This window comes from Paenibacillus selenitireducens, from assembly GCF_002021565.1.
GTDB classification, from domain to species: Bacteria; Bacillota; Bacilli; order Paenibacillales; family Paenibacillaceae; genus Paenibacillus_K; species Paenibacillus_K selenitireducens.
In genome coordinates this window covers 1-21,063 of sequence record NZ_MSZX01000015.1, presented here as the reverse complement: position 1 = coordinate 21,063, position 21,063 = coordinate 1, and the positions used below count along the sequence as shown (strand labels likewise).

The following is a 21,063-nucleotide window of genomic DNA, read 5'->3' as shown; positions in this document are numbered from 1 at the left end:
ATCCTTAGAATCCATCCTCGCTTAAGATTACTTTTTTACATTTAAAAACTCCTTATTTTTCTCATACCATTCTTGCGCTAGCTTCTCCACATTCTCACCACCAAGGCGTTTCCATTCCTTGCGAACCTGCGCCATTCCTTCTTCAGGACTTAGTGCTTTTCCGCCTGTCACGACCTTGACTTCAATTTGTGTTGCAATGGGGGCAAACGTCGCAATAAGTTGGCTCACTTCAGGAAGATCCGGGCTAAACGCGATATCTCTGCGATATTCATTCTTAAGAGCTACTTTTAAAGCCTCAGATTTAGCAAGCGCGATTTCTTGGGAGAGTGCATCCTGTGCCGCCATGATCGGAATCCATTCCGGCTTGGTGTTCCATTGGCTGAGAATAGCATATTCGTTCGCGTAGGCCACTTCCTGGCGATATTTGTCTGAATCCAGCCTTTGCGGAATTTCACCATTCACCAGCTTATAATGGACATTCTCCTCTCCAAACTTCATAGGCATCCAGCCCTTTTCCAACATCCAATCCAGGAATTTAACCGCCGTTTCGATTCGATCTTTATCCATATTACTATTAAAAGCGACCAACACGTTAGATGGCAATTCTTGATATAGACCATTTTTTCCATATTTACTTGCTACAGACTCTAGCGGAGCTACTTTGGCATCAGGCACATTCGCTTTAAGATCACGCATTTCATTATCCATACTCCAATTGCCGAAATAGATCCCTGCCTTACCCGTCGTCCATAGTTGACGTGCACGTTGGAAATTACTATCGGTGATATACTCTTTATCAATCAGTCCTTGGTCAAATAATGATTTCTGGAATGCAAGTGAATCGGTGAAACGATCTAACGTTCTGCCATACTTCATTTGGCCATCTTCCAAGTACCACTGGTTCTCATTCGTGAAGAAGAACGCACGCATAATTTGGACCGCGTTACCGTTAAATACGATAGGTACTGTATCCTTTTGTCCATTGCCATCCGGATCTTCATCTTTGAACTTCTTAGCTACCTCAATCAATTCTTCCACCGTGGTTGGTGCTTTCAATTGCAGCTTATCCAGCCAATCCTGCCGAATCCACATGCCGTTATTGGCAATCGATTCAATACTTCTTTCACTTGTAACCGCATACATTTTCCCATTAATGGTCATCGCTGATTTTAACTGCGGGTGTTCCTGTAAATATTTCTTCAATGTGGTACTGTATTGTTCGATATAACTATCAATGGGCTGGATAGCACCCTGATTCGCCAATTGAGCGATATAATTCCGATCGTATTCCCAGATCAAATCGGGTGCACTTCCGGATGCGATAAGTGTGCTAATTTTCTGTTGGGCTTGCCCTCGGTCAACCGGAATCCATTTCACGGTTGCAGGTGAATTTTCATTGATCCATTTGGTCCACCGGTTACTTTCATAGCTTCCTTCTTCCGTAGGCACACTCCCTCGATCAAAGGCTGAAATACTGATTTCTTTTTTCGTTTCTGCTGACTTCGTATCTACCGTTGTAGCTGCGGGAGTCGTTTTTTCGGGTGATTCCGCAGGATTCACCGACGTAGCATTATTACTGCAAGCTACCAACATCATGACACATAAACTCGTCGCTAGGACCGATTTCCACACATGCTTCGAAATTCTCAATCGTTTCATCCCCTTTTCAAATCGTAGTACTTACTATATATCAGGAACCTAGGGTCCGATGATATCAACCTTTCACAGAACCGATTAACACCCCTTTGACAAAATGCTTCTGCAAAAACGGATACATCACGAGAATTGGAGTAACCGCAATTACGATGGCCGCGGCTTTGATCCCTTCCGGTGTTAGCATGACGTGATCGACTCCTTCACTACCTGTGCCATTATTCAAAAGGCTTTGATTCACTTGAAGAATCATTTGATAGAGCTTAAGTGTTAAGGTCTGCAGGGTACTCTTCGTAATATATAACAACACGTTGAAATAGGAATTCCACCAACTCACGGCATAAAACAAGGAAAGCGCAGCCATAATGGGTTTACATAAAGGCAAAATAATCTGTACCAGAATCCGCCAGTCTCCAGCTCCGTCGATCGCCGCTGATTCCTCAATTTCTTCGGGTAAGCCCTCCATAAAACTTTTCATGACGAACATATTATAGGTACTGATGAGTGCTGGCAGCCACAATGACCAATAAGAATCCATGAGTCCCAGGGATTTCACAAGTATAAAATTGGGAATGACGCCTGTAGTAAACAACATGGTGAATATGATAAACATAAGCAGCAAACTACGGCCTTTAAGCCTTTTTCTGGATAGCGGATAAGCTGCTAATGTCGTTAGTACCATATTCAGCAGCGTCCCTACAACGGTTACCACGATCGTATTCCCCATCGCCACGAAGAGCTGACCATCATCAAATAATCGCAGATACGCTTGTGTGTTAAACTCAACGGGCCACAAAGATACTTCACCTGCCGTTATCGCCCTACTGCTGCTAAATGAAGACACGATGACATACCACAACGGATATAAGGCAGCGAGTGAAAAGAGGCCGAGCAGGGTGTAATTAACCGCCGTCCCTACTCGAGACCGGACAGATAGATTGTTATTCCGTATGATCATCGGTTACCAGAGTCCCCTTTCCCCGAACGCTCGGGTTAATCGATTGACACCTACGACCAGAATTAAACTTATTAGGGATTGGAACAAGCCTAATGCGGTCGTATAACTATAATTCATATTTTGCAGACCGACTCTGTAGACGTAGGTACTAATCACATCGGCCACATCCAATACGGACTGATTTTGTAAGATGAGTGTTTGCTCTAATCCGACATCCAGCATACTGCCCATTCGTAGAACGAGAAGGATGGCAACCGTGCTTCGAATTCCTGGAAGCGTAATATGCCAAGTCTGGCGAAGCTTGCTCGCTCCATCGATCTTAGCCGCTTCGTAGAGCTGAGGGTCAATCGAAGCCATAGCTGCTAAATAGAGAATCGTACCCCACCCAGCTTCACGCCAAATCCCGGACAACGTGTATGCAACAGGCCACCATCTCGAATCTGCCATAAAGTAAATCGGTTCCATACCGAATACATGCTGAAGGACCGCATTAACAACACCCGTACTCGGGGAAAGGATCGCGATGAAAATTCCTCCCAAGACGACCCATGATATAAAATGGGGCAAATACAGCAAGTTCTGTACGGTCCTCTTGTACCATTCTTTTCGAACTTCATTTAGTAAAAGAGCTAATACAATGGGTACCGGAAAGCCAAACACAAGACTGTATACATTCAGTACCAACGTATTTCGAAGAACTCGCCAGAAATCAATACTTCCGAATAAACTTTCGAAATGTTTAAATCCCACCCATTGACTCCCGAATATCCCATCTCCCAAGCGATAATCTTTAAATGCGATCATCTCGCCGATCATTGGAGCATATTTGAATACGAGATAAAACAAGATCACAGGCAGCAGCATCAGGTACAAGTGTCGGTCGCGTAGGAATCGACTACGGATAATGGAACGTGTATCCTTCATTTGGTTCATCCTTTCTTTGTGGGTACAGCGATCGTACCGTGAGATTGAATCATTGGAAATAGACACGTTCTGAACACGATCACTATTCTTGCAAAATGTACAGTCACCATTCTTATACTGGGTTCACTTCTTGTGATAGGGTCTGAAAATCCCTATAATGACGCGGTTTATTCGTTGCGGAGCCCTTACAAAACAAAAAACATGTACAAGGTAATCCTCCACATGAAAAAGGATTAAGTCCTGTACATGTCTTATAAGCTCAATCGCATTCAAGGTTCGATTCATTCGTAATCTCCATCTGCAACTGGGTCCGATACTCTAATGGGGTCATGCCTGTATACTTCTTGAAGGTCCGTATGAAGCTGCGAGCATTCTGATAACCAACGGCTTCAGCAATTTCGTTCACTTTCATATTCATACACGCTAAGTGTTTCTGGGAAGCATCCATTCGAATACCAATGAGATAATCAATAAAATTGCTTTCCGTGTATTCCTTAAATTGTTTACTAATATAGGTCGGGCTCAAATGAAATTCTTGTGCAAGCTTATCCAAAGATAGATCATTCTCTTGGAAATGCTCTCCTATATAGATGAGGATTCGTTCAATAGTATCGTTACTGCCTCTTAGAGTTCGCTTGGCTTTGATTTTGGAAGCCATCTCCTCAAGAAATTGGAAAACGGACATTTCCATCTCTTTCAAGTTCCCGCTGCGGTTGATTAGCTCATACATACTCTCCAGTTGGCTCATGGATTCATGCAGGTCGATCCCGGTGGAACTAACCGACTGTACCGACTTGACGATGAGATCAAAGGAAAGCTGACGTATCAGATTAGGGGATAAATTGCGATCCATTGCCTCGTGAAAAGTTTCTTGTACATATGCTTTTAACTTGATCGAATCAGTAAGTTTCAGTGCATCCGTAATTCGATCCGCCATACGAAGGAGGCGATAATAATCTTGGCTATCCAGGGGTTGCAGGTCTTCAATCGAGATGACAGCGTGCCCCCCGAATACGATTTTGTAATGAAGTGCCTTTTGTGATTCGTCATACGACTTGGGAATATCCTTCATCTCGCGATAACCACGACCAACGCCAACCGTCACGACCAGGTCGAATTGCTTCTTCATCATATCAAGGATCAGCTCCATGATCGCAAGCGCACGCATATGATTCTGCTCCGCGTCCCCTTCAGCAAAACTTAAGATGACGGCTGCACGCCCTCCACCCACATCAATCGCCATGCCTGCATTCTCTGTATTGATCAATTCCTCTGCCACATTACAGAATACATACGTGTACAGCGTTTCATCCTGGGCTCTCAAGTCCATCCCCTCTTTGCTGATCTCCGCCGTACAGACAAGATATCGATCTGGAAATAGGTGGACGCCTACAAACTCCAAGTGGTGAAGGACCGCCAAATAATCCGTTCGATAGCCGATAAGCATATCCATCATAATTCTCCACTTCAGTACCGGCTTCGAGTCCCTAACATGTTGTTGAAGATGTTCCCGATCCAGCAATAGCTGATCGAATACGCTTTCTAGATAGGTAAGTCCAACATCCGGACGTTCCTGTGTAGGGGTGAAATGATAAGTTCCTGATATTTTACCTATCAATTGATGAAGTGGTTTAAAGGTCCAACGACTCACGTAGAAGAGTACGATCAATGCAAGAATAATCATACTTACAGCTAATGCTATCAGCAGATTGCGCGTCACCCTGAGCGGCTCATAGATTTGTGACTCCGGCACAATACTGATCAGTTTCCACCCTGTATAGTTGGAGTCACGGTAGAATATCGATTGACGAACACCACCCAGCTCACCGGTAAAGGTGCCGCTTCCTTTCTTCACGAGTACGCTTTTGAGATGAGGAAGTTCTTTGATATTACGGTAGATTTGAGTCTTATCATCGTGGGTTACGATATTTCCATCGCTATCGATAATAAACATATGGCCAATTTTACGATCTTCGTATACAGCATTCACCATATCGTAGATGACCTTTTCATTGATGTTGACAGCTACCATGCCCTTGCGATACCCGGGACTACTGATCGTCGGATAGGATCTCACCAAGGTAATGACGTCTTTGTTCGAGTTGCCATCCGATATCTGATGCGTGGTTAACCACTTAAAATAAACGGGCATATCCAAATAATCACCCAACCAGTTATGAACCAAAGGTGCATCCTTCATATAAGCTTTATCTGTCAACAGGTGACCGCTTTCAGCAGAATATACAAAAATAGATGAAAACTGGGGATTCGTATTAATAAAATTTCTCAACTTTGTGTTTAATGCATAAAAATTGCTATACCTTTGGCCATCATCCATATAACTATCGTACATAAAATAAACAAACTCGAGTTCATTCATTAGCGTTAACAGATCTTTCTCCGTCTGACGAAAAGCCACTTCAATTTTTTGATCCACTTGTTTCAATAAGGCTAGGTTCGTATCATTTAAATCACTCCCTAGCTTACCTACCGTTCCTGTGTAAGATAACCCGAAGGTCAACGTGATGATCACTAAGAATACAGTCCCATAGATCAACATTACTTTGGTTGATAGGCTGAACTTCAACATCGAAATACCTCCGAATGAGACCTCTAAAAGCGAATACAAGCATATCATCTATTTAAATGATATGCTTGTATTCCCCTTTCATTCATTCGAACGGGTTGAGCCTCTGACGATAAGGTTACCGGAAAGAAGAATTGGCTCTGCTGTGATGCCATTCATTCGGTCAAGCAACATATTCATTGCCGCTTCTCCTGCTAACTGACGGGGATAGTCGATAACGGTTAGCGGTGGAGATAATTGCGATGACATCAGGATATTCTCGCAGCCCGCAATGGCCATATCATGAGGTACCCGGATACCTCGTTCATGACATGCAGCTAAACATCCTGCAGCCATTAAATCGTTGGCGCACACGATTGCCGTGAAGTCTGTAAGTACTCCCTCTTCACCTTCTAGTAATCTACCGAGCACCATTTTCGCCTGTTCGAATCGACCTGAGCCATTAAGATATCTGGATACAGCTGCATCTGTATGTAGACCTTCAAGCCGCATCACTTCGCAAAAAGCGTGATATCGGACGGCGTAGTGAAGGTTCTGTCCCCCCTCAGACATAAAGGCGATTCGTTCATGTCCTTGCTGTCGTAAATGAGAGATAAGGTTCCTCATCATAGGCAGCCATGCAATGTCAACATATGGAACGTTGTTCCTTTCCCCCCAAGTTGAAGGCTGCATAACGGATACAATAGGTATCTCGAGCGAATTGAAATACTCTAATGTCTCTCGGCTAAAGCATGGGCCAAGTAGTAGAACCCCGTCTACCCGGCCCATTAGCAATCCTCGCAGCTCTTCTTCTCGGTTCGGATCGTACGTCTGCACGAATACGAAATATCCGTGTTGCTTTGCAGTCGCTTCGATGTGAAGCAACAAACCTGCCTCGAACGGATTGCCGATATAATGAATCAGCACGGCAATTTGCTGTGATTTTTTCGTCTTTAGGCTGCGTGCTGTCTGGTTTGGGCGATAACCCAACTCACGAATGGCTTCTTGTACCCTGCGCTTCGTTTCTTCCTTCACGATTTTACGACCATTTAGCACATACGAGACAACGGCTACGGATACACCGGCACGATCCGCTACTTCTTGTCTTGTTACCATTCTTTCAATGGCACCATAGAATCGTCAGGTACATAATAGTTAAAAGGATTGTCACTAATCATACCCAGCAGCTGCTTGCGAATGGGGCTCGCATCCTTCAGCAGTCGTTCCGAAGGAACCTTATAATCAATGGGGCGCATCCAAATGGGGCTATATCCGAGAAACAACTGACGTCTGGTTTCAGTTGAATGATTCGGTGCACCCGAATGCCATAAATTCTGCGGAAAAATAAATACATCGCCTGGATCACCGCAAATCTGAATTTCATCCGACAGTGTTTCTCTCACATTGTCCGATTCAGGTCGGTATATACGATTATGCGAGCCCGGGATAATCTTCGTATTGCCACGGTTCGGTTCAGACATATCGCTCAGGATATAGCAGACTTTAATATAGTAGGTCGCTGTAAGGCCTCCGATCCTTGGAAACTGAGGATGCGGTCCATCTTGATGCCAGTTAATGAAACTATTCGTCGCCGTCTGAACATCCCCTGGATTAGGCTTCCGAACTGTCAGATGAGAGATATGCAATTGAATATTATACCCCAGCAATTGAACGATAAGCGGTAGCACCGATGGTTCATCGATTAAAGAGGCAATTTCTTCATGACGTTCTACACTGTTATAAACATTGTAAGAAAGTGATTCAGGCTCTTCATCCAATATTCCGTCAACAGCAGCATTTAACCGTCTTACCTTGTCTTCGCTCAATACACCCTTCAGCAATAGATACCCTTCGTCATTAAACTTCTGGATCCATTCAGAACGAAATGTTTTCATCGTTGTCAATTTGCATACCTCCTGATTGAAATGTAATTCAAATGAATTTTAGATGAATTTACTCGTGTAAATTTGACTTAAAATTACTATATTTTGCCAGCGCATGTCCTGTCAACATATTGGACTGAAAACTAAAAAGCCTACAGGAGTCAAAATTTATGCTCGTGTAGGCCTAAAGTATATGATTTTCAAAACTCTCTACTAGATTCGCTCTGAATAAAGCTTGTCATTTTGGCTTATTAACATGTCGAACTGGTATACATATGTACCGTTATCGGAAACTCGTAATATACAAGCACCTTTGGCCTTGAGGTCGTCTAACATTTTACTGGCATCATCAAGGCTTAAATTGGAGTTCAAGCTTATCTCTGCCGCAGTAATATATCCCTTCTTCTCAGCAGCGAGTTTTAAGATCAATTTCTCATTATGATTCTGCTGTTCTTGGTCAGCCAGATGCTGCGCCTTCTGTTTTTTTGTATACTTTGAATACGCATAATAAGCGGCTATCGCTACGATGGCGACGATTAGTATAATTAGAACCGATCGTCCTTCATTAGCGAGCCATTGACCCAGTCTTATCATTGTTCCTAGTATCGTCATGACGACTAATAGGCCCAAACAACCGAGCCAAGAAGATTTCCTGTTTTCCCTCAATTTCACCACTCCAGTTAATATGTTCATATATCATTAGATAAGATAACTCCACTGCTTGTCAATGCCAGCTTCTAGCTTATCATTAATTTCTGTAAAGCAAAAACTGCCGGGATAAAATGATTTGTATTACAACGAGTATCTTGCATGTGGTATTATGTTTGTATATTCAAATCTTCAAAAATTAAGGAGATTAGATTCATGAATCGTGAAATACAGCAGTTTAAAGCAGAATTTTTTAAAGCGTTGGCCCATCCCATGCGTATTCGAATCCTTGAAGTGCTATGCGAAGGGAATAAAAATGTCAATGAACTTCAGGCCATTTTAGGAAGCGAAGGTTCTGCCGTGTCTCAGCAGTTAGCTGTGCTTCGTAATAAAAACGTTGTGAATGGAACAAAAGATGGAACCTCGGTTATTTATTCTCTTCGGGATCCCCTCATTAAAGACCTTCTTGAGGTGGCCAAACAAATTTTTGATAATCATCTGGTAGATGCTATTTCATTATTGGAAAACATAAGAAATGAATAAACCGCCTCCCAAAAACAAGGAATCTTTACATCCAATAAAGGTTTCTTGTTTTTAATTCATGAGGGTATGTTGAAAGTAACATAGGCGAATTGTTCATTGACAAGTAAGAATACTGGGTGTATATTTCCCATATATTCAAATAATCAAATATATGAAGAAAAAGAAGGGTTGTCATGAAATGGTCGGGGAGATTTGAAGGATATAACATCCAATCGTTACGTCGGGATCTCGTTGCAGGACTGATTGTTGGTGTCGTAGCGATTCCACTTGCTATGTCTTTCGCTATTGCTTCGGGGGTAAAACCTCAATTCGGAATTTATACAACCATCGTGGCAGGGTTCCTCATTTCATTGCTTGGTGGATCCAAATTTCAAATTGGGGGTCCAACTGGCGCTTTTGTTCCGATCTTATTAGGAATTGTACTGCAATATGGATATGAAAATTTGCTCCTCGCTGGTATGATCGCGGGGATAATTCTTATTTTAATGGGCATTTTTAAGCTGGGCGTGTTGATTCAATTTATCCCCCGTCCCGTTACGATCGGGTTTACGTCAGGCATCGCTGTCATCATTTTTTCTGGTCAAATCGCGAATTTTCTAGGGTTACAACACTTGAAAAGTCATGAATACTTTTTGTCCAATATGAAAGAAATCGGAGCGCATCTTTCCACATGGAATTTGTATAGTACCCTGACTGCTGTCATCTGCCTTACTGTCATACTCATTTTACCAAAAGTCGTTCCGAAAATTCCGGCATCATTAGTCGGACTTGTTGTTTCAAGTGTTGCTGCGTCCCTATTTTTTAAAGGAAAAATAGCAACCATCGGTTCAACCTATGGATCGATTCCAGATACGCTGCCTACCCTCTCCATGCCACATTTTACGATAGATACCATCATTCAGATTCTCCCAGCTGCATTCGTGATTGCGATGCTTGGCGGAATTGAATCACTCCTGTCTGCCGTTGTGGCAGATGGCATGACGGGAAGCAGACATCATAGCAATCGTGAGCTTATAGGGCAAGGGATTGCGAATGTCGTTGCCCCGCTTTTTGGGGGGATTCCTGCAACTGGGGCGATTGCGCGCACGGCTACGAATATTAAAAATGGCGCTGCTTCGCCAATATCGGGGATGGTTCATGGATTAGTCGTTTTGCTAGTCTTGATCTTGCTGGCTCCTTTGGCTTCAACAATTCCCTTATCCAGTATGGCGCCGATCCTGATGGTCGTGGCATGGAATATGAGTGAACGGAAAGCGTTTGCCCACGTTTTAAAAACGAAATCGAGCGATTCCATGATCTTAGTGATTACATTTCTTCTTACGGTGTTAACCAATCTGACTACAGCCGTCGAAGTCGGGTTGGTACTTGCGGTTATTGTTTTTATGAAGCGAATGCGGGATACGCTTATGGTGACTAAGGTCTTACCTGATCCGTCGGTGAAAAATGAGAAAGTAAAGTCATACATGGTCAATGAAGGGCATGACTGTCCCCAGATCAGCATCTATACGATTGAAGGACCTTTATTCTTTGGCGCGGCCAATATGTTTGAAAAATCCATCATGGACACAATGAAGCTGCATCCAAAAGTATTGTTGCTACGAATGGGGAAAGTACCTTTCATCGATTCTACCGGCGAAGCCAACCTTTCCAGCATCGTGAAGCATTTTAAAGATTCTGGCGGAAGCGTGCTCATTTCGGGGATTCAATCTCAGCCAAGAGCGTATTTGCAGACCACCGGACTAGACCAAATGATTGGGATAGACCATTTTTTTGACCATACCGGTGAAGCGATTACCTTTGCATTAGGCAAATTAGACTATCACAAATGTTACGGCTGCAAACACTTTGCCTTTCGTGAATGTACCGCGATATCTCGTACCGGGCAACAGATTTAAACAAAAAGAGTCCTTAAAAATAAGGACTCTCGAAAATAGAATGAAATGAAATTAATACAAGTTCTCCAGTTCATCAATAAGTGAACCTACGTAGGCTGCAGCGCTGCGAATCGGATCAGGCTGCGACATGTCGACGCCTGCCAATTTCATCAATTCGAGCGGGCTCATCGATCCTCCAGCTTTCAATACTTCGAGCCAGCGATCCACAGCAGGCTGCCCTTCCTCTCTTATCAGCTTGGCTACAGCAGTCGAAGCGGTAAGGCCAGCTGCATAAGTATAAGGGTATAAACTCATATAGTAATGCGGTTGACGCATCCAGGTTAATTTGGCATGCTCATCGATAACCACATCCTCTCCCCAGAACGAAGATAGGATATTCCCCTTCAACTCACACAATTTCACGGCAGTAATCGGTACATTTTGCATGGCAAGTTCGTAGACTCGGCGCTGAAGCTCACCTTCGAGTAAATGGGTTACAAAGTTGTGGAAATAGGTACCGAGCAACTGAGAAATCACCCAGCGGCGCATTCTCGGATCGTTAGAACGTGCGAGCAAATGATCCGCCAGCAGGAGTTCGTTCATCGTTGAAGGCGCTTCAATAAAATACATCGAAGGTCTCGAGTTCGTTATACGCTGATATTTGTTCGCCAGCATGAGATGACCGGCATGGCCCACTTCATGGGCTAGCGTAAAGGCTCCTCTCATATTATCCGCCCAGCTGATCAAAATATAGGAATGAACTCCAGGAATCGACATGCAGAACGCACCCGTTCTCTTCCCTGCGTTATCCGCGTAATCCACCCATCGATTTTTAAATGCATCCGATACGATTTCCCCGTATTCCGGACCAAGGATGCTTAAGGCTTCCTTGATTAGATCTCCTGCTTCCTGAAAAGAAATACCAGGACTAAAATCAGGATCAAGCGGAGCTTTCAGATCCGCAAACGTCATCTCGTCTAAATTCAGCACGCGCTTCTTGAGTGCGGCATATTTTCGCATATGAGGCGCAAGTTCTTCCTGCAGAATATTCAGAATGTTGTTATACATTTCCATTGTGACCTGCTGCGGCGTCAAGAGCATGTCTGTAACAGAATCGTATCCACGCAGACGCGATTCAATCACTTGGCGTTTCACTTCGGTACCATAGGCTTCAGCAAACGTGTTGCGGTATTTGAATAGTGTCTCGCTAAAGACTTTAAAAGAATTACGACGTAGATCCGTGTCCGGAGATTCAACGTACTTGTTCTCATACAATGCAAACGAAACCGGCACCTCTTCCTCACGGCCGTTCTCTGTAGATGGGAATGTCATATCTGCCAACTTGCTGCGCTCATAGATACGGTAAGGCGCCCCTAATACTTCGCCAAAGGAAGCAAGAACCTTCTCCGTCTCTGCCGTCAGTCTGTGCGGCTTGGTCTGTAGAAGCAACCCGAGACTGCGTTCATACACCTGAAGTTCAGGCTGTTCTATTATGTAGTGGTCAATCGTTCCGTCTGGTAGCTCGATAATTTCAGATTTGATAAAGGAAAGAGCTGAACTGACGAATGAAGAAAGATCGCGTGCTTTCGTAGCATTCATCTGATTTTCAGGATTGATGCTGTCTCCGGATTGATGCAGATAAGCATACGCTCCTACACGGTTGATTCTGCCTTGAAGCTCTTCCTGTGCACGAAGACAGGCCAGCAGCGTATCTGCTCCTTCTCGGAGTCTTCCTTCATACTTTGTAACCGAGGAGATGTCCTGCTGAACAGCGTTTAATTCTTCTTCCCATGCCTCTTTTGTTTCAAAGATATCATTCAAATTCCAAGTTGATTCCATATCCACTTCTGCTCGGGTTAAAATTTTCGACATACGCTAAACACCTCTCCCATGTTATTAATTGACCCATGTAAGGTACCAATAATTCCCATTGTATCATAGATTCGTAAGCCTAGACCTGCATATTTCGCAATAAAAAAATGGATTCACTCCTTAATGAAGGAGAGAACCCACGATGATTGAACTCATGTTCAATCTTCCAACACTATTTTTTTCTCCATAATATTATCGTCCATCACATATCCATTTCCTATATCAGCCACCTGAGTACGTACGGTTCTAAATCCTTTTTTCTCATAAACAGCAATCGTGGCATCATTATAACGATTTACCGTAAGCCAGATCATACCTAACCTTCGAACTTTGCAGATCCCTACCAAAAACTCCATAGCCTGACTTGCATAACCTTTTCCTCGATGCTCTTTTTGTAAGTAAAATTTACTTAAAAATAGCTTGTCTTCTTCTTGTTTTATCCCCAAATAGCCGATAGGATTGCCATTTACGTTCATAAAATAATATTCATAACCCTGATTTGTAATTTGGTCAGTAATCGCATGTACGGATTGAAATTTTTCCACCATATAGTCGATTTGTTCATTTGATATAATGCATACAAAATATTCATACCAAATTTCCGATGCCAATTGAGCTAATAACGAGATTTCTTCCTCTGAATCTACCTTTGAAAAAACGAGTTCCATGAAATTACCAACCACCTTTTCTATAGAAGCTTATCTAAAAAATATTAACGAACCTGTGCTTGTTAGTGCACTTTCATTACATCATAAAACATTGCAATCATTTATAGCAACTAACCCTATTATCTTCATGAACCGTCGAAAGTGCTTCGATCAGAAGCTTTTTCTATTAGCGATATAGGCCGAAGGGGATTCCTTCATCATTTTTTTGAAGACGCGATAGAAATGCGATGTATCGTAGAAGCCCAAATATTCGGATACTTCGGTAACTGACATGGTCGATTCCAGCAGCAGGCTGCTTGCTTCCTGGACACGCAGCTGATGAACATATTCGATAGGTGTCATGCCGATCGCTTTCTTGAACATGGCGATTGTATAATTCGGCGAACGGGCAATGAGCTCCGCCAGATCACTTACTTGCACAGATTCCCGATATTTCAGTTGAAGCTCTTGTTGAATTTTCCGGGCCAAATAAAATTTTATCGGTTCCACAGGGGGGCTCACCGGCTCGCGCTTCGCGATTCCGAGCAACTCTATCAGAATGCCGAGGCAGATCGGCTCATGAAACGGCTTCCCTTCCCATCTGTCTTGGAACAGTCGAGAAAATCGGTTGTGAACGTATTCGTAGTTGCTTATTTTCATCTTCATGAACTGACGGTGCAGCAGAAGCTGCGCATTGGGATCTATATCGTCTATCGGATTAAACAGTGCGGTATATTTCTTATGCGGCGCTCCGGTATTGCTTCCCGCTCTGACCGTACCTCTTGGTATGACCAAGAAGTCTCCCGCCTCAGCTCGAAACGTCTCGCCATCAATGGTATACGCCACCGTTCCTTCCACCACAAGAACGATAACATGGTATGGAATGGCCTCGCGGACCGTATTCCAGTCAGGTATACAATCGTCATAATGTACCGCCAGTAGCTTAAACATAGCAACGGTCCTCTCATTGAAAAATGCTAATCCCAGCATAGCAATCCTTCGTCAGTCATGCAAACGGGAAACCATTCTTTCAAGGATCAAAGCTGTCAAAAATGCAGTTGTTTCGTACATGAAACCAACATTACGTACATCGTACTCGAAGCTGCAATTTTATATAATGTAGACAAAAAACTACATTGGAGGTTGAAAGTGCATATGAGCAGCACCACCAAACCGAATATTCTGTTCATCATGAGCGACGATCATGCTGCACACGCCATGAGCTGCTACAGCGGACGGATTAACCAAACGCCGAACATTGATCGGATCGCAGAGGAAGGCATCCGCTTTGACAATTGCTTCTGCACCAATTCCATCTGCGCGCCTAGCCGGGCGACGATCCTGACAGGTAAATACAATCACTTGAACGGGGTTCGTACATTGTATGAAGGCTTCGACGGTCGGCAGGATCACGTTGCCAAAATGCTTCAAGCCGGCGGCTACGAAACGGGTATGATCGGCAAATGGCATCTCGGCCAAGGCGGTATTTACGACCCGACCGGGTTCGATTACTGGAACGTGCTGATCGGCAATTGGGGCCAAGGCGAATACCATCATCCGACTTTTTCGGAAATGGGCGAGGATCGTGTTTACGAAGGTTATGTCACCGATGTCATTACAGATTTATCGATTGATTGGCTAAATCGCCGAGATCAAGACAAGCCGTTTTTCTTAAAGTGCCACCATAAGGCACCACACCGCCCATGGGAGCCAAGCGCCAAATACGCGACGCTGTATGATGATGTAACAATACCGGAGCCGGAAACGTTTAACGATGATTATGCAACCCGTGCAACGGCTGCAGCGGAAGCGACGATGCGGGTCGACAGTGATCTAACACTCGTCGATCTAAAGGAAGAACCGCCCGCGCATCTGACGCCGGAGCAAACAAAAAGCTGGAAATATCAGCGATACATTAAAGACTACTTACGATGCGTGGCTTCCATCGACGAAAATGTCGGCCGATTGCTCGATTATTTGGACGAAATGGGACTCGCAGATAATACGATTGTAATATACACGTCTGACCAAGGTTTCTTCCTCGGAGACCATGGCTGGTACGACAAACGGTTCATGTATGAGGAATCGCTTCGCATGCCGTTCATTGTTCGTTATCCGAATGAAATCAAGCCAGGCGGGATCACGGATACGATGGCACTTAACGTGGATTTTGCGCCGACCTTCCTCGAATATGCCGGACTGCCGATCCCTGACGAGATGCAAGGCCATAGCCTTCGGCCGATATTGAACGGCGAACGGCCGGAAGGCTGGCGAACGTCGATGTATTACCGTTATTGGATGCATCGCATAGACCATAACGTGTTCTCGCATTACGGGTTGCGAACCTACCGATATAAGCTTATCTATTATTACGCTGACGGTTTGGGAGTGCCGGGTACGCTGGATGAAACAAATCAGCCGGAGTGGGAATTGTTCGATTTGCAGCATGATCCAGCTGAACTCAATAATGTGTATGCGCAGCCAGAATACGCCGACATCGTCAAGACATTGAAGGATGAGCTCCATGCGCTTCAGGAAGAGGTCAAAGATGAGCGGTACGTGCTCGACGTAGACTGATCAAGCTCGTATAATCAGCAAGTTGCTTCATGCAATAACCTGTATAAAATGTTATCGAGAGGGGGCGTATTTACGCCCTTAAAGTGTCGATAAAGTCCAGAGGACTTTTCGACACTTTATTTTTTGGGTAGATCTCGTTTCGTAGAAGAAAAATCAATTTAAAACGATCTATAACAATGATGAAGATGCATGAAGTTTGCTACGTTGTTTTAAATCCAGTACAGGTGGGGAGAAGTGTTTGTGGTGGTGCTATATTGGATAAATCCACTAACTTCGCCGTTTTCAGTACGATTTCGCACTCTATACTGGATAAATCCAATAGAATGTGCTGAAAATGCCTCTAAAATGCTGATTTCCCCCTCTATATTGGAAACGTCCAGTATAGGTACGCGTTTTAGTGCTGGTAGTGAAGCTATGTTGGATAAATCCATTTTAGGTAAAGAATTCGTGTTGGCGGCAAAGCTATATTGGATTATCCAACATAGCAATCTTCATCTTCTTCTTCGCCATCGTTATGGTTAATAACATTAGTTTTTCAGTACCCTACCTTGCAAATAGTGTTCCAATTACAGTCATCTACAAAGCAAACTGTTGAAAAAGAGATTGCCTACGGTCTTATCTTGATGCTATGTTTTCTTATCGAAGACTTCAAAGTCCGCCTGCTTCGCGGATCGCTCGCTGAGCCAACATCGCAATGACGGTATCTTCCATCGGCGGATTATGGAGTCCCGCGCGGACGTCTCGATACATCCGCTCCAGTGGTAGACTGCGTGACAAACTCGATCCACCCACGATTCGCATCGCTAAATCGACAATACGGAGGGCAGCGTTGGTCGCCACCGTCTTGGTTAGCCCAAGCTCCGGCTTCATGGATGCCCGCGCTGCGGGAAGACGATCCCAGCGGTCGGCAACGCTGTACAACAGTGTGCGCGCTGTTATAAGTTCTGACTCCATCTCTCCGATTTTCTGCTGGATATGAGGCAGCTCCGCGATTGGGCCTGGCAGACTGTTGGGACGGTAATCTGCGGCGAACTTCACGGCAAAGTCTCGTGCTGCCCAAGCAATGCCGAGATAACAAGCCGGTATATGCAGGAGAGCCCCGCCATGATCGGACATGCCCGATCCCACGGCCCCTTCGCCATCGCTGTTCTCAATTTTGGCATCTTCCGGCACGAAAACAGCGTCAAGCAGCAGATCATGGCTTCCGGTTCCCCGCATACCCAAGGTATCCCAGGTTTCTTCAATGCTTACGCCCGGACCTTTACGAACGAAGAAGGTGCAGACCTGCTCCTCATCCTCTACAAATGCAGTTACGGTAAATTGATCTAGGATAGGTATCAGCGAACTGAAGGTTTTGCGGCCGGTTAATAGATAGCCCCCTTCCGTCCTTACAGCGGCAGTCTGCGGTCTACCCCCGCGGCTTGGGCTGCCTGTAGAAGGCTCGCTCGCAAACTTGTTGATCATCGCGCCTTCTTCAACAACACGTCTGCAAAAATCAGTATACAGCTTTTGAGGCCATGACAGGTTCATTCGCAGCTGGAGCATCTGACTGACATGCCAGCCTACGGCCAGCGCTGTTGAGCCGTCACCTTTGGCAAGCCGCTCCTGTGCAAGGATCATCTCATACAAAGAGGCTTCTTCTCCTCCGAATTCTTTCGGTACGGTAAGAGCCAGATATCCGGATTCTCGTAAATCAGCGAAATTTTCAAAGGGAAAAGACCCTTCACGATCATGCAAGGCAGCGCGCTTCTCGAATAGATCGGCAAGCCTGTCGGATCTTGAAGCAATCTCTTTCTCACGTTCATTTCTTACAAAAGGATCAGATTGTATGGAGTTCATGCGGCATTCTCCCGTTCTTTATATGTTCGTTGATATCGATTGTACTTTCTTTTTTCATTAACTTACTAAAAAAGTATGATCAAAATACGCCTTGAAATTAGGATACAAAAATGTCAATGACTCTTTTAGTGTATTGCGTTCCGTATGTTCTTCGTCATAACCAAATAATATGTCATGATCAATTTCGTATATGGCACCATGCTCTTCATCCGAGCCTTCATTTAAGTCAATACATAATATGTTTCCGTACTCTGAATCCCATGTAAATGGAAGATACCCCAACCTGCACAGCAATGGATTATACATATCTTTAATGCTATGTAGAGGCTCATCCAACCCTTGTTCGGGTACGACGTCAAAATAATGATGGTAAGTTGATATAAATACTTTATACCATTCGGGAAAAACCAGCCCAAATTCGTTTTCTAGCGCACGAATATCATCTTTAGTTACGATGGAAGGAACTAATCTCCATATGGACCATTCATCATCGCCATCCGCTGCCTTCATTTCATCAGGGACGTCAGGACGCATCCATCTGCAGAAACCTTCCTCCGTGACTTGATGATATCGATCATAATACGCATCCAAACCTTTTTTGATATAGTCTTGTATATCCATATGTAAAGTCTCCTTATCAAGAAAAAAATGTTTCCCAACAATCATACTATAAAATGGAAGTTGGAGACATGGCGAACCTGCGTATTTATTCAGATTTGAAGAAGTTTATAGTCTAAATAAAAAGGAGTGCCCACCGGCACCCCTTTTACATGTTCAAAGTATATGTAGTCTAATTACGAGTTACCCACCGCTTTATTCGGTTCAGGTTGAATGCCGCCCTTCAACTTAAACAACGGTAGGAGAACCGCCACACCCACAAGGAAGAATACACCTGCGAGCACGTACAGCGGAACGAGCGAGATTGCGTTTTTGATCACGCCGGACAGCATCATCGTAACAACCATCGAACCCATAAACAGTGGATTCAGAATCCCGTTGACCCGACCAATGAACGCTTCCTCCGTATTTTGTAAAATCATCGTATTGATCCCGATCTGAATACATGGTAGTATCAACCCGCTTATGAACTGGAGTCCCAGCGTTAACCAGTAATCCGTCGAGAGCCCCATGGCGATCATCGCCAAGCTGTCGACTGCCATACCGAACGCCAGCAGCTTCTGCGGCGATATTTTGCTGGAGAAGCTCATTGCGACCACGCCGCCGATAATCATCGCGATGCCGTTGACTAATAAGAACCACTGCAAGTAATCCTCTGGCTTCCCAAGCCGCTCCGTAATCAGGAAGATGCCCATCGGCTGAATAAGTCCAAGACCGAGCCCTGCAGCAATGAAGCCGCCACCAAGTTTACGGAGTATAATGCTGGACAATACGTAGCGGAACCCCGCCTTAATGTCTTCTAATACTTGCGACTTTTGTTTGTCCCTGTCGTCTTGACGATCGCGCGGCAGTAAGGCTAGTGAAGCCGCCGACAACAGAAAGGAAATACCCATGATTCCGATTGCTGTCTCAATGCCATAGGTCTGGTAAACAAACGTGCCGACGATCGGTCCGAAAATCATAAATACCGCGAACAACGTTTGATACACCGACATCCCCTTTTGCACTAAATGTTCAGGCACATGCTGCTTGAACAGCTTCATGCCGGATGGCTGCGAGAACTGAGATAATATTGCCGAGACTAACGTCGCAAAAAATACCGCTTTCCACGAACCGTTTACCATAGCGAAAAGCACCGCGATAATGGAAACCGCACTTAACAGGTCGCACCATACCATGGTCCTTTTTGGTCGCCAGCGGTCTGCAAATGTCCCTCCGATAAACGAGAATACGAAGATTGGAGCGAACTCCGCGACGGAGATTAGCGATACGGCGAACGCATCGTCATTTGTCATTTTTTTGACGTAAAACAGGATGGCGATATTTCGCACCCAAATACCGCTTTGTAAAAACAATGTGGACATCAAAATCACTTGCACGAATCGGTTGCTCAGCAGTGATGATGCCGAACTAGGTTGACTGGCAGTCATATTTCTCTCCCTTTCAATCTTCAATTTTTCTCTCTGAAATACTGTAGTAGTCCTTAATCATTTTACTTAACGTTCCAATCACCTAAAAGGTTCGCCAGAACGAAAGACCGCTCGGTCTCGAGACCGATTTCTTTTACTTCAACGAAGATCCTTTGTTTGCTTGCACTATTCACATTAGGGGATCTTTGTCATTCCCCATACTTCCCCCACTCTCCTAAACTATTTATATGTAAATATTATTGTAATGAAATTTTTGGGAATTAACAACGACTTAAGTAAATTCCAACACAAAAAACCGGCGTCTGCACACGCATCTGGTCATACCCCTGTCAAGTAGACAGATAAAAAAAGCTATGCAGCCAGCGCGTGTCGATACTCAATCGGCGCGCGCTGTTTAAGTTTAGCTTGAAACCGTTGATAGTTATAAAAATAGATGTATTCCTCAATTGCTTGATGTATCTCGCGTTCTGAATTACACTGTTTAAGGTACAGCTTCTCTGTTCTGAGATGCGAAAAGAAGGATTCGATGCATGCGTTATCCAGGCAGGTTGCTTTGCGAGAGTGGCTGCCTTTAACGCCGAACGCCTCTAATCGTGTGTTGTACGCCTGAGACGTATATTGGAAGCCCTGATCCGAATGGAGCACGGCCCCCGAGACGTCTCTTTTTCTTGTCCACTGCGTAACGGTATCCAGCACGAGTTGAACATCGTTACGATCTGACAATTGCCAAGCGACAATCTCGTTGTTGAAAAGATCTTGAATGACGGACAAGTAATGAAAGTTGGTCCCGTCTGAAATATAGGTAATATCGGTCACCATTTTTTGTTGGGGCGCTGTAGCATGGAATTGGCGCTTTAAACGATTCGGATACACAACAGAAGGTGTGTAACTGGACTGCTTCCGCTTCTTTCGAATGACCGATTGGATCGACAGCTCCCGCATCAATCGCCATACTTTCTTGTGATTCACATTGTAGCCTGCCTCCCACAAGGCGGTCGTCATGCGHGCTNDGRYANAGTATHNATSSGYAS

18 protein-coding genes are annotated in these 21,063 nt (G+C 44.4%); 4 read left to right on the top strand and 14 right to left on the bottom strand.

Annotation, left to right across the window (positions count from 1 at the left end; all coding sequences use genetic code 11):
- Positions 1 to 27: 27 nt before the first annotated feature.
- The 7 genes from BVG16_RS27635 to BVG16_RS27605 all read right to left on the bottom strand — a co-directional run bounded on the left by BVG16_RS27635 (position 28) and on the right by BVG16_RS27605 (position 8,650).
- Positions 28 to 1,650: an extracellular solute-binding protein gene (locus BVG16_RS27635; protein WP_233147195.1), complete on the bottom strand. Its 1,623-nt coding sequence runs from the start codon at positions 1,648 to 1,650 to the stop codon at positions 28 to 30.
- Positions 1,651 to 1,714: 64 nt separating this feature from the next.
- Complete coding sequence (locus BVG16_RS27630; RefSeq protein ID WP_078502432.1) at positions 1,715 to 2,611, bottom strand: carbohydrate ABC transporter permease; 897 nt, start codon at positions 2,609 to 2,611, stop codon at positions 1,715 to 1,717.
- A 3-nt stretch (positions 2,612 to 2,614) separates the two neighbouring features.
- The gene (locus BVG16_RS27625) at positions 2,615 to 3,535 is read right to left on the bottom strand and encodes an ABC transporter permease (RefSeq protein ID WP_078502431.1); all 921 of its coding nucleotides are present in this window, start codon (positions 3,533 to 3,535) and stop codon (positions 2,615 to 2,617) included.
- A gap of 259 nt (positions 3,536 to 3,794) precedes the next feature.
- Positions 3,795 to 6,125, bottom strand: coding sequence for a helix-turn-helix domain-containing protein (locus tag BVG16_RS27620; protein WP_158081816.1), 2,331 nt, complete (start codon positions 6,123 to 6,125; stop codon positions 3,795 to 3,797).
- 78 nt (positions 6,126 to 6,203) lie between these two features.
- Positions 6,204 to 7,217, bottom strand: a complete 1,014-nt coding sequence (locus BVG16_RS27615; protein ID WP_078502429.1) for a LacI family DNA-binding transcriptional regulator — start codon at positions 7,215 to 7,217, stop codon at positions 6,204 to 6,206.
- Positions 7,211 to 7,996: a phytanoyl-CoA dioxygenase family protein gene (locus BVG16_RS27610; protein ID WP_078502502.1), complete on the bottom strand. Its 786-nt coding sequence runs from the start codon at positions 7,994 to 7,996 to the stop codon at positions 7,211 to 7,213. The genes BVG16_RS27615 and BVG16_RS27610 overlap by 7 nt, the downstream gene beginning before the upstream one ends.
- 201 nt (positions 7,997 to 8,197) lie before the next feature.
- On the bottom strand, positions 8,198 to 8,650 hold the full coding sequence (locus BVG16_RS27605; RefSeq protein ID WP_078502428.1) for a hypothetical protein: 453 nt from the start codon (positions 8,648 to 8,650) through the stop codon (positions 8,198 to 8,200).
- A 198-nt stretch (positions 8,651 to 8,848) separates the two neighbouring features.
- Here BVG16_RS27605 and BVG16_RS27600 point away from each other — a divergent pair, with 198 nt between their 5' ends.
- A complete protein-coding gene (locus BVG16_RS27600) occupies positions 8,849 to 9,175 on the top strand; it encodes an ArsR/SmtB family transcription factor (RefSeq protein ID WP_078502427.1) in 327 nt (108 codons plus the stop codon).
- A 173-nt stretch (positions 9,176 to 9,348) separates the two neighbouring features.
- Entirely contained in the window at positions 9,349 to 11,070 is a 1,722-nt protein-coding gene (locus BVG16_RS27595; RefSeq protein ID WP_078502426.1) for a SulP family inorganic anion transporter, read from the top strand.
- Positions 11,071 to 11,121: 51 nt separating this feature from the next.
- On the opposite strand, the gene pepF is transcribed toward BVG16_RS27595, so the two are convergent.
- From pepF to BVG16_RS27580, 3 genes are all read right to left on the bottom strand, one after another.
- On the bottom strand, positions 11,122 to 12,921 hold the full coding sequence (gene pepF, locus BVG16_RS27590; RefSeq protein WP_078502425.1) for an oligoendopeptidase F: 1,800 nt from the start codon (positions 12,919 to 12,921) through the stop codon (positions 11,122 to 11,124).
- A gap of 158 nt (positions 12,922 to 13,079) precedes the next feature.
- Positions 13,080 to 13,589, bottom strand: a complete 510-nt coding sequence (locus BVG16_RS27585) for a GNAT family N-acetyltransferase (protein WP_078502424.1) — start codon at positions 13,587 to 13,589, stop codon at positions 13,080 to 13,082.
- A 150-nt stretch (positions 13,590 to 13,739) separates the two neighbouring features.
- Complete coding sequence (locus BVG16_RS27580) at positions 13,740 to 14,519, bottom strand: AraC family transcriptional regulator (RefSeq protein WP_158081815.1); 780 nt, start codon at positions 14,517 to 14,519, stop codon at positions 13,740 to 13,742.
- 204 nt (positions 14,520 to 14,723) lie between these two features.
- Here BVG16_RS27580 and BVG16_RS27575 point away from each other — a divergent pair, with 204 nt between their 5' ends.
- Together BVG16_RS27575 and BVG16_RS32570 are read left to right on the top strand one after the other, a co-directional pair.
- Positions 14,724 to 16,145, top strand: coding sequence for a sulfatase family protein (locus BVG16_RS27575; RefSeq protein ID WP_078502422.1), 1,422 nt, complete (start codon positions 14,724 to 14,726; stop codon positions 16,143 to 16,145).
- Between the two features lie 234 nt (positions 16,146 to 16,379).
- Positions 16,380 to 16,667 (top strand): hypothetical protein, encoded by a 288-nt coding sequence (locus BVG16_RS32570; RefSeq protein ID WP_144027514.1) that lies wholly within the window; start codon positions 16,380 to 16,382, stop codon positions 16,665 to 16,667.
- Positions 16,668 to 16,793: 126 nt separating this feature from the next.
- Here the strand turns inward: BVG16_RS32570 and BVG16_RS27570 are convergent, their stop codons facing one another.
- From BVG16_RS27570 to BVG16_RS27555, 4 genes are all read right to left on the bottom strand, one after another.
- A complete protein-coding gene (locus BVG16_RS27570) occupies positions 16,794 to 17,984 on the bottom strand; it encodes an acyl-CoA dehydrogenase family protein (protein WP_078502421.1) in 1,191 nt (396 codons plus the stop codon).
- A gap of 57 nt (positions 17,985 to 18,041) precedes the next feature.
- The gene (locus tag BVG16_RS27565; protein WP_078502420.1) at positions 18,042 to 18,605 is read right to left on the bottom strand and encodes an SMI1/KNR4 family protein; all 564 of its coding nucleotides are present in this window, start codon (positions 18,603 to 18,605) and stop codon (positions 18,042 to 18,044) included.
- A gap of 173 nt (positions 18,606 to 18,778) precedes the next feature.
- Complete coding sequence (locus tag BVG16_RS27560; protein ID WP_078502419.1) at positions 18,779 to 20,032, bottom strand: MFS transporter; 1,254 nt, start codon at positions 20,030 to 20,032, stop codon at positions 18,779 to 18,781.
- Between the two features lie 351 nt (positions 20,033 to 20,383).
- The gene (locus BVG16_RS27555; protein ID WP_078502418.1) at positions 20,384 to 21,034 is read right to left on the bottom strand and encodes an IS3 family transposase; all 651 of its coding nucleotides are present in this window, start codon (positions 21,032 to 21,034) and stop codon (positions 20,384 to 20,386) included.
- Positions 21,035 to 21,063: the final 29 nt, after the last annotated feature.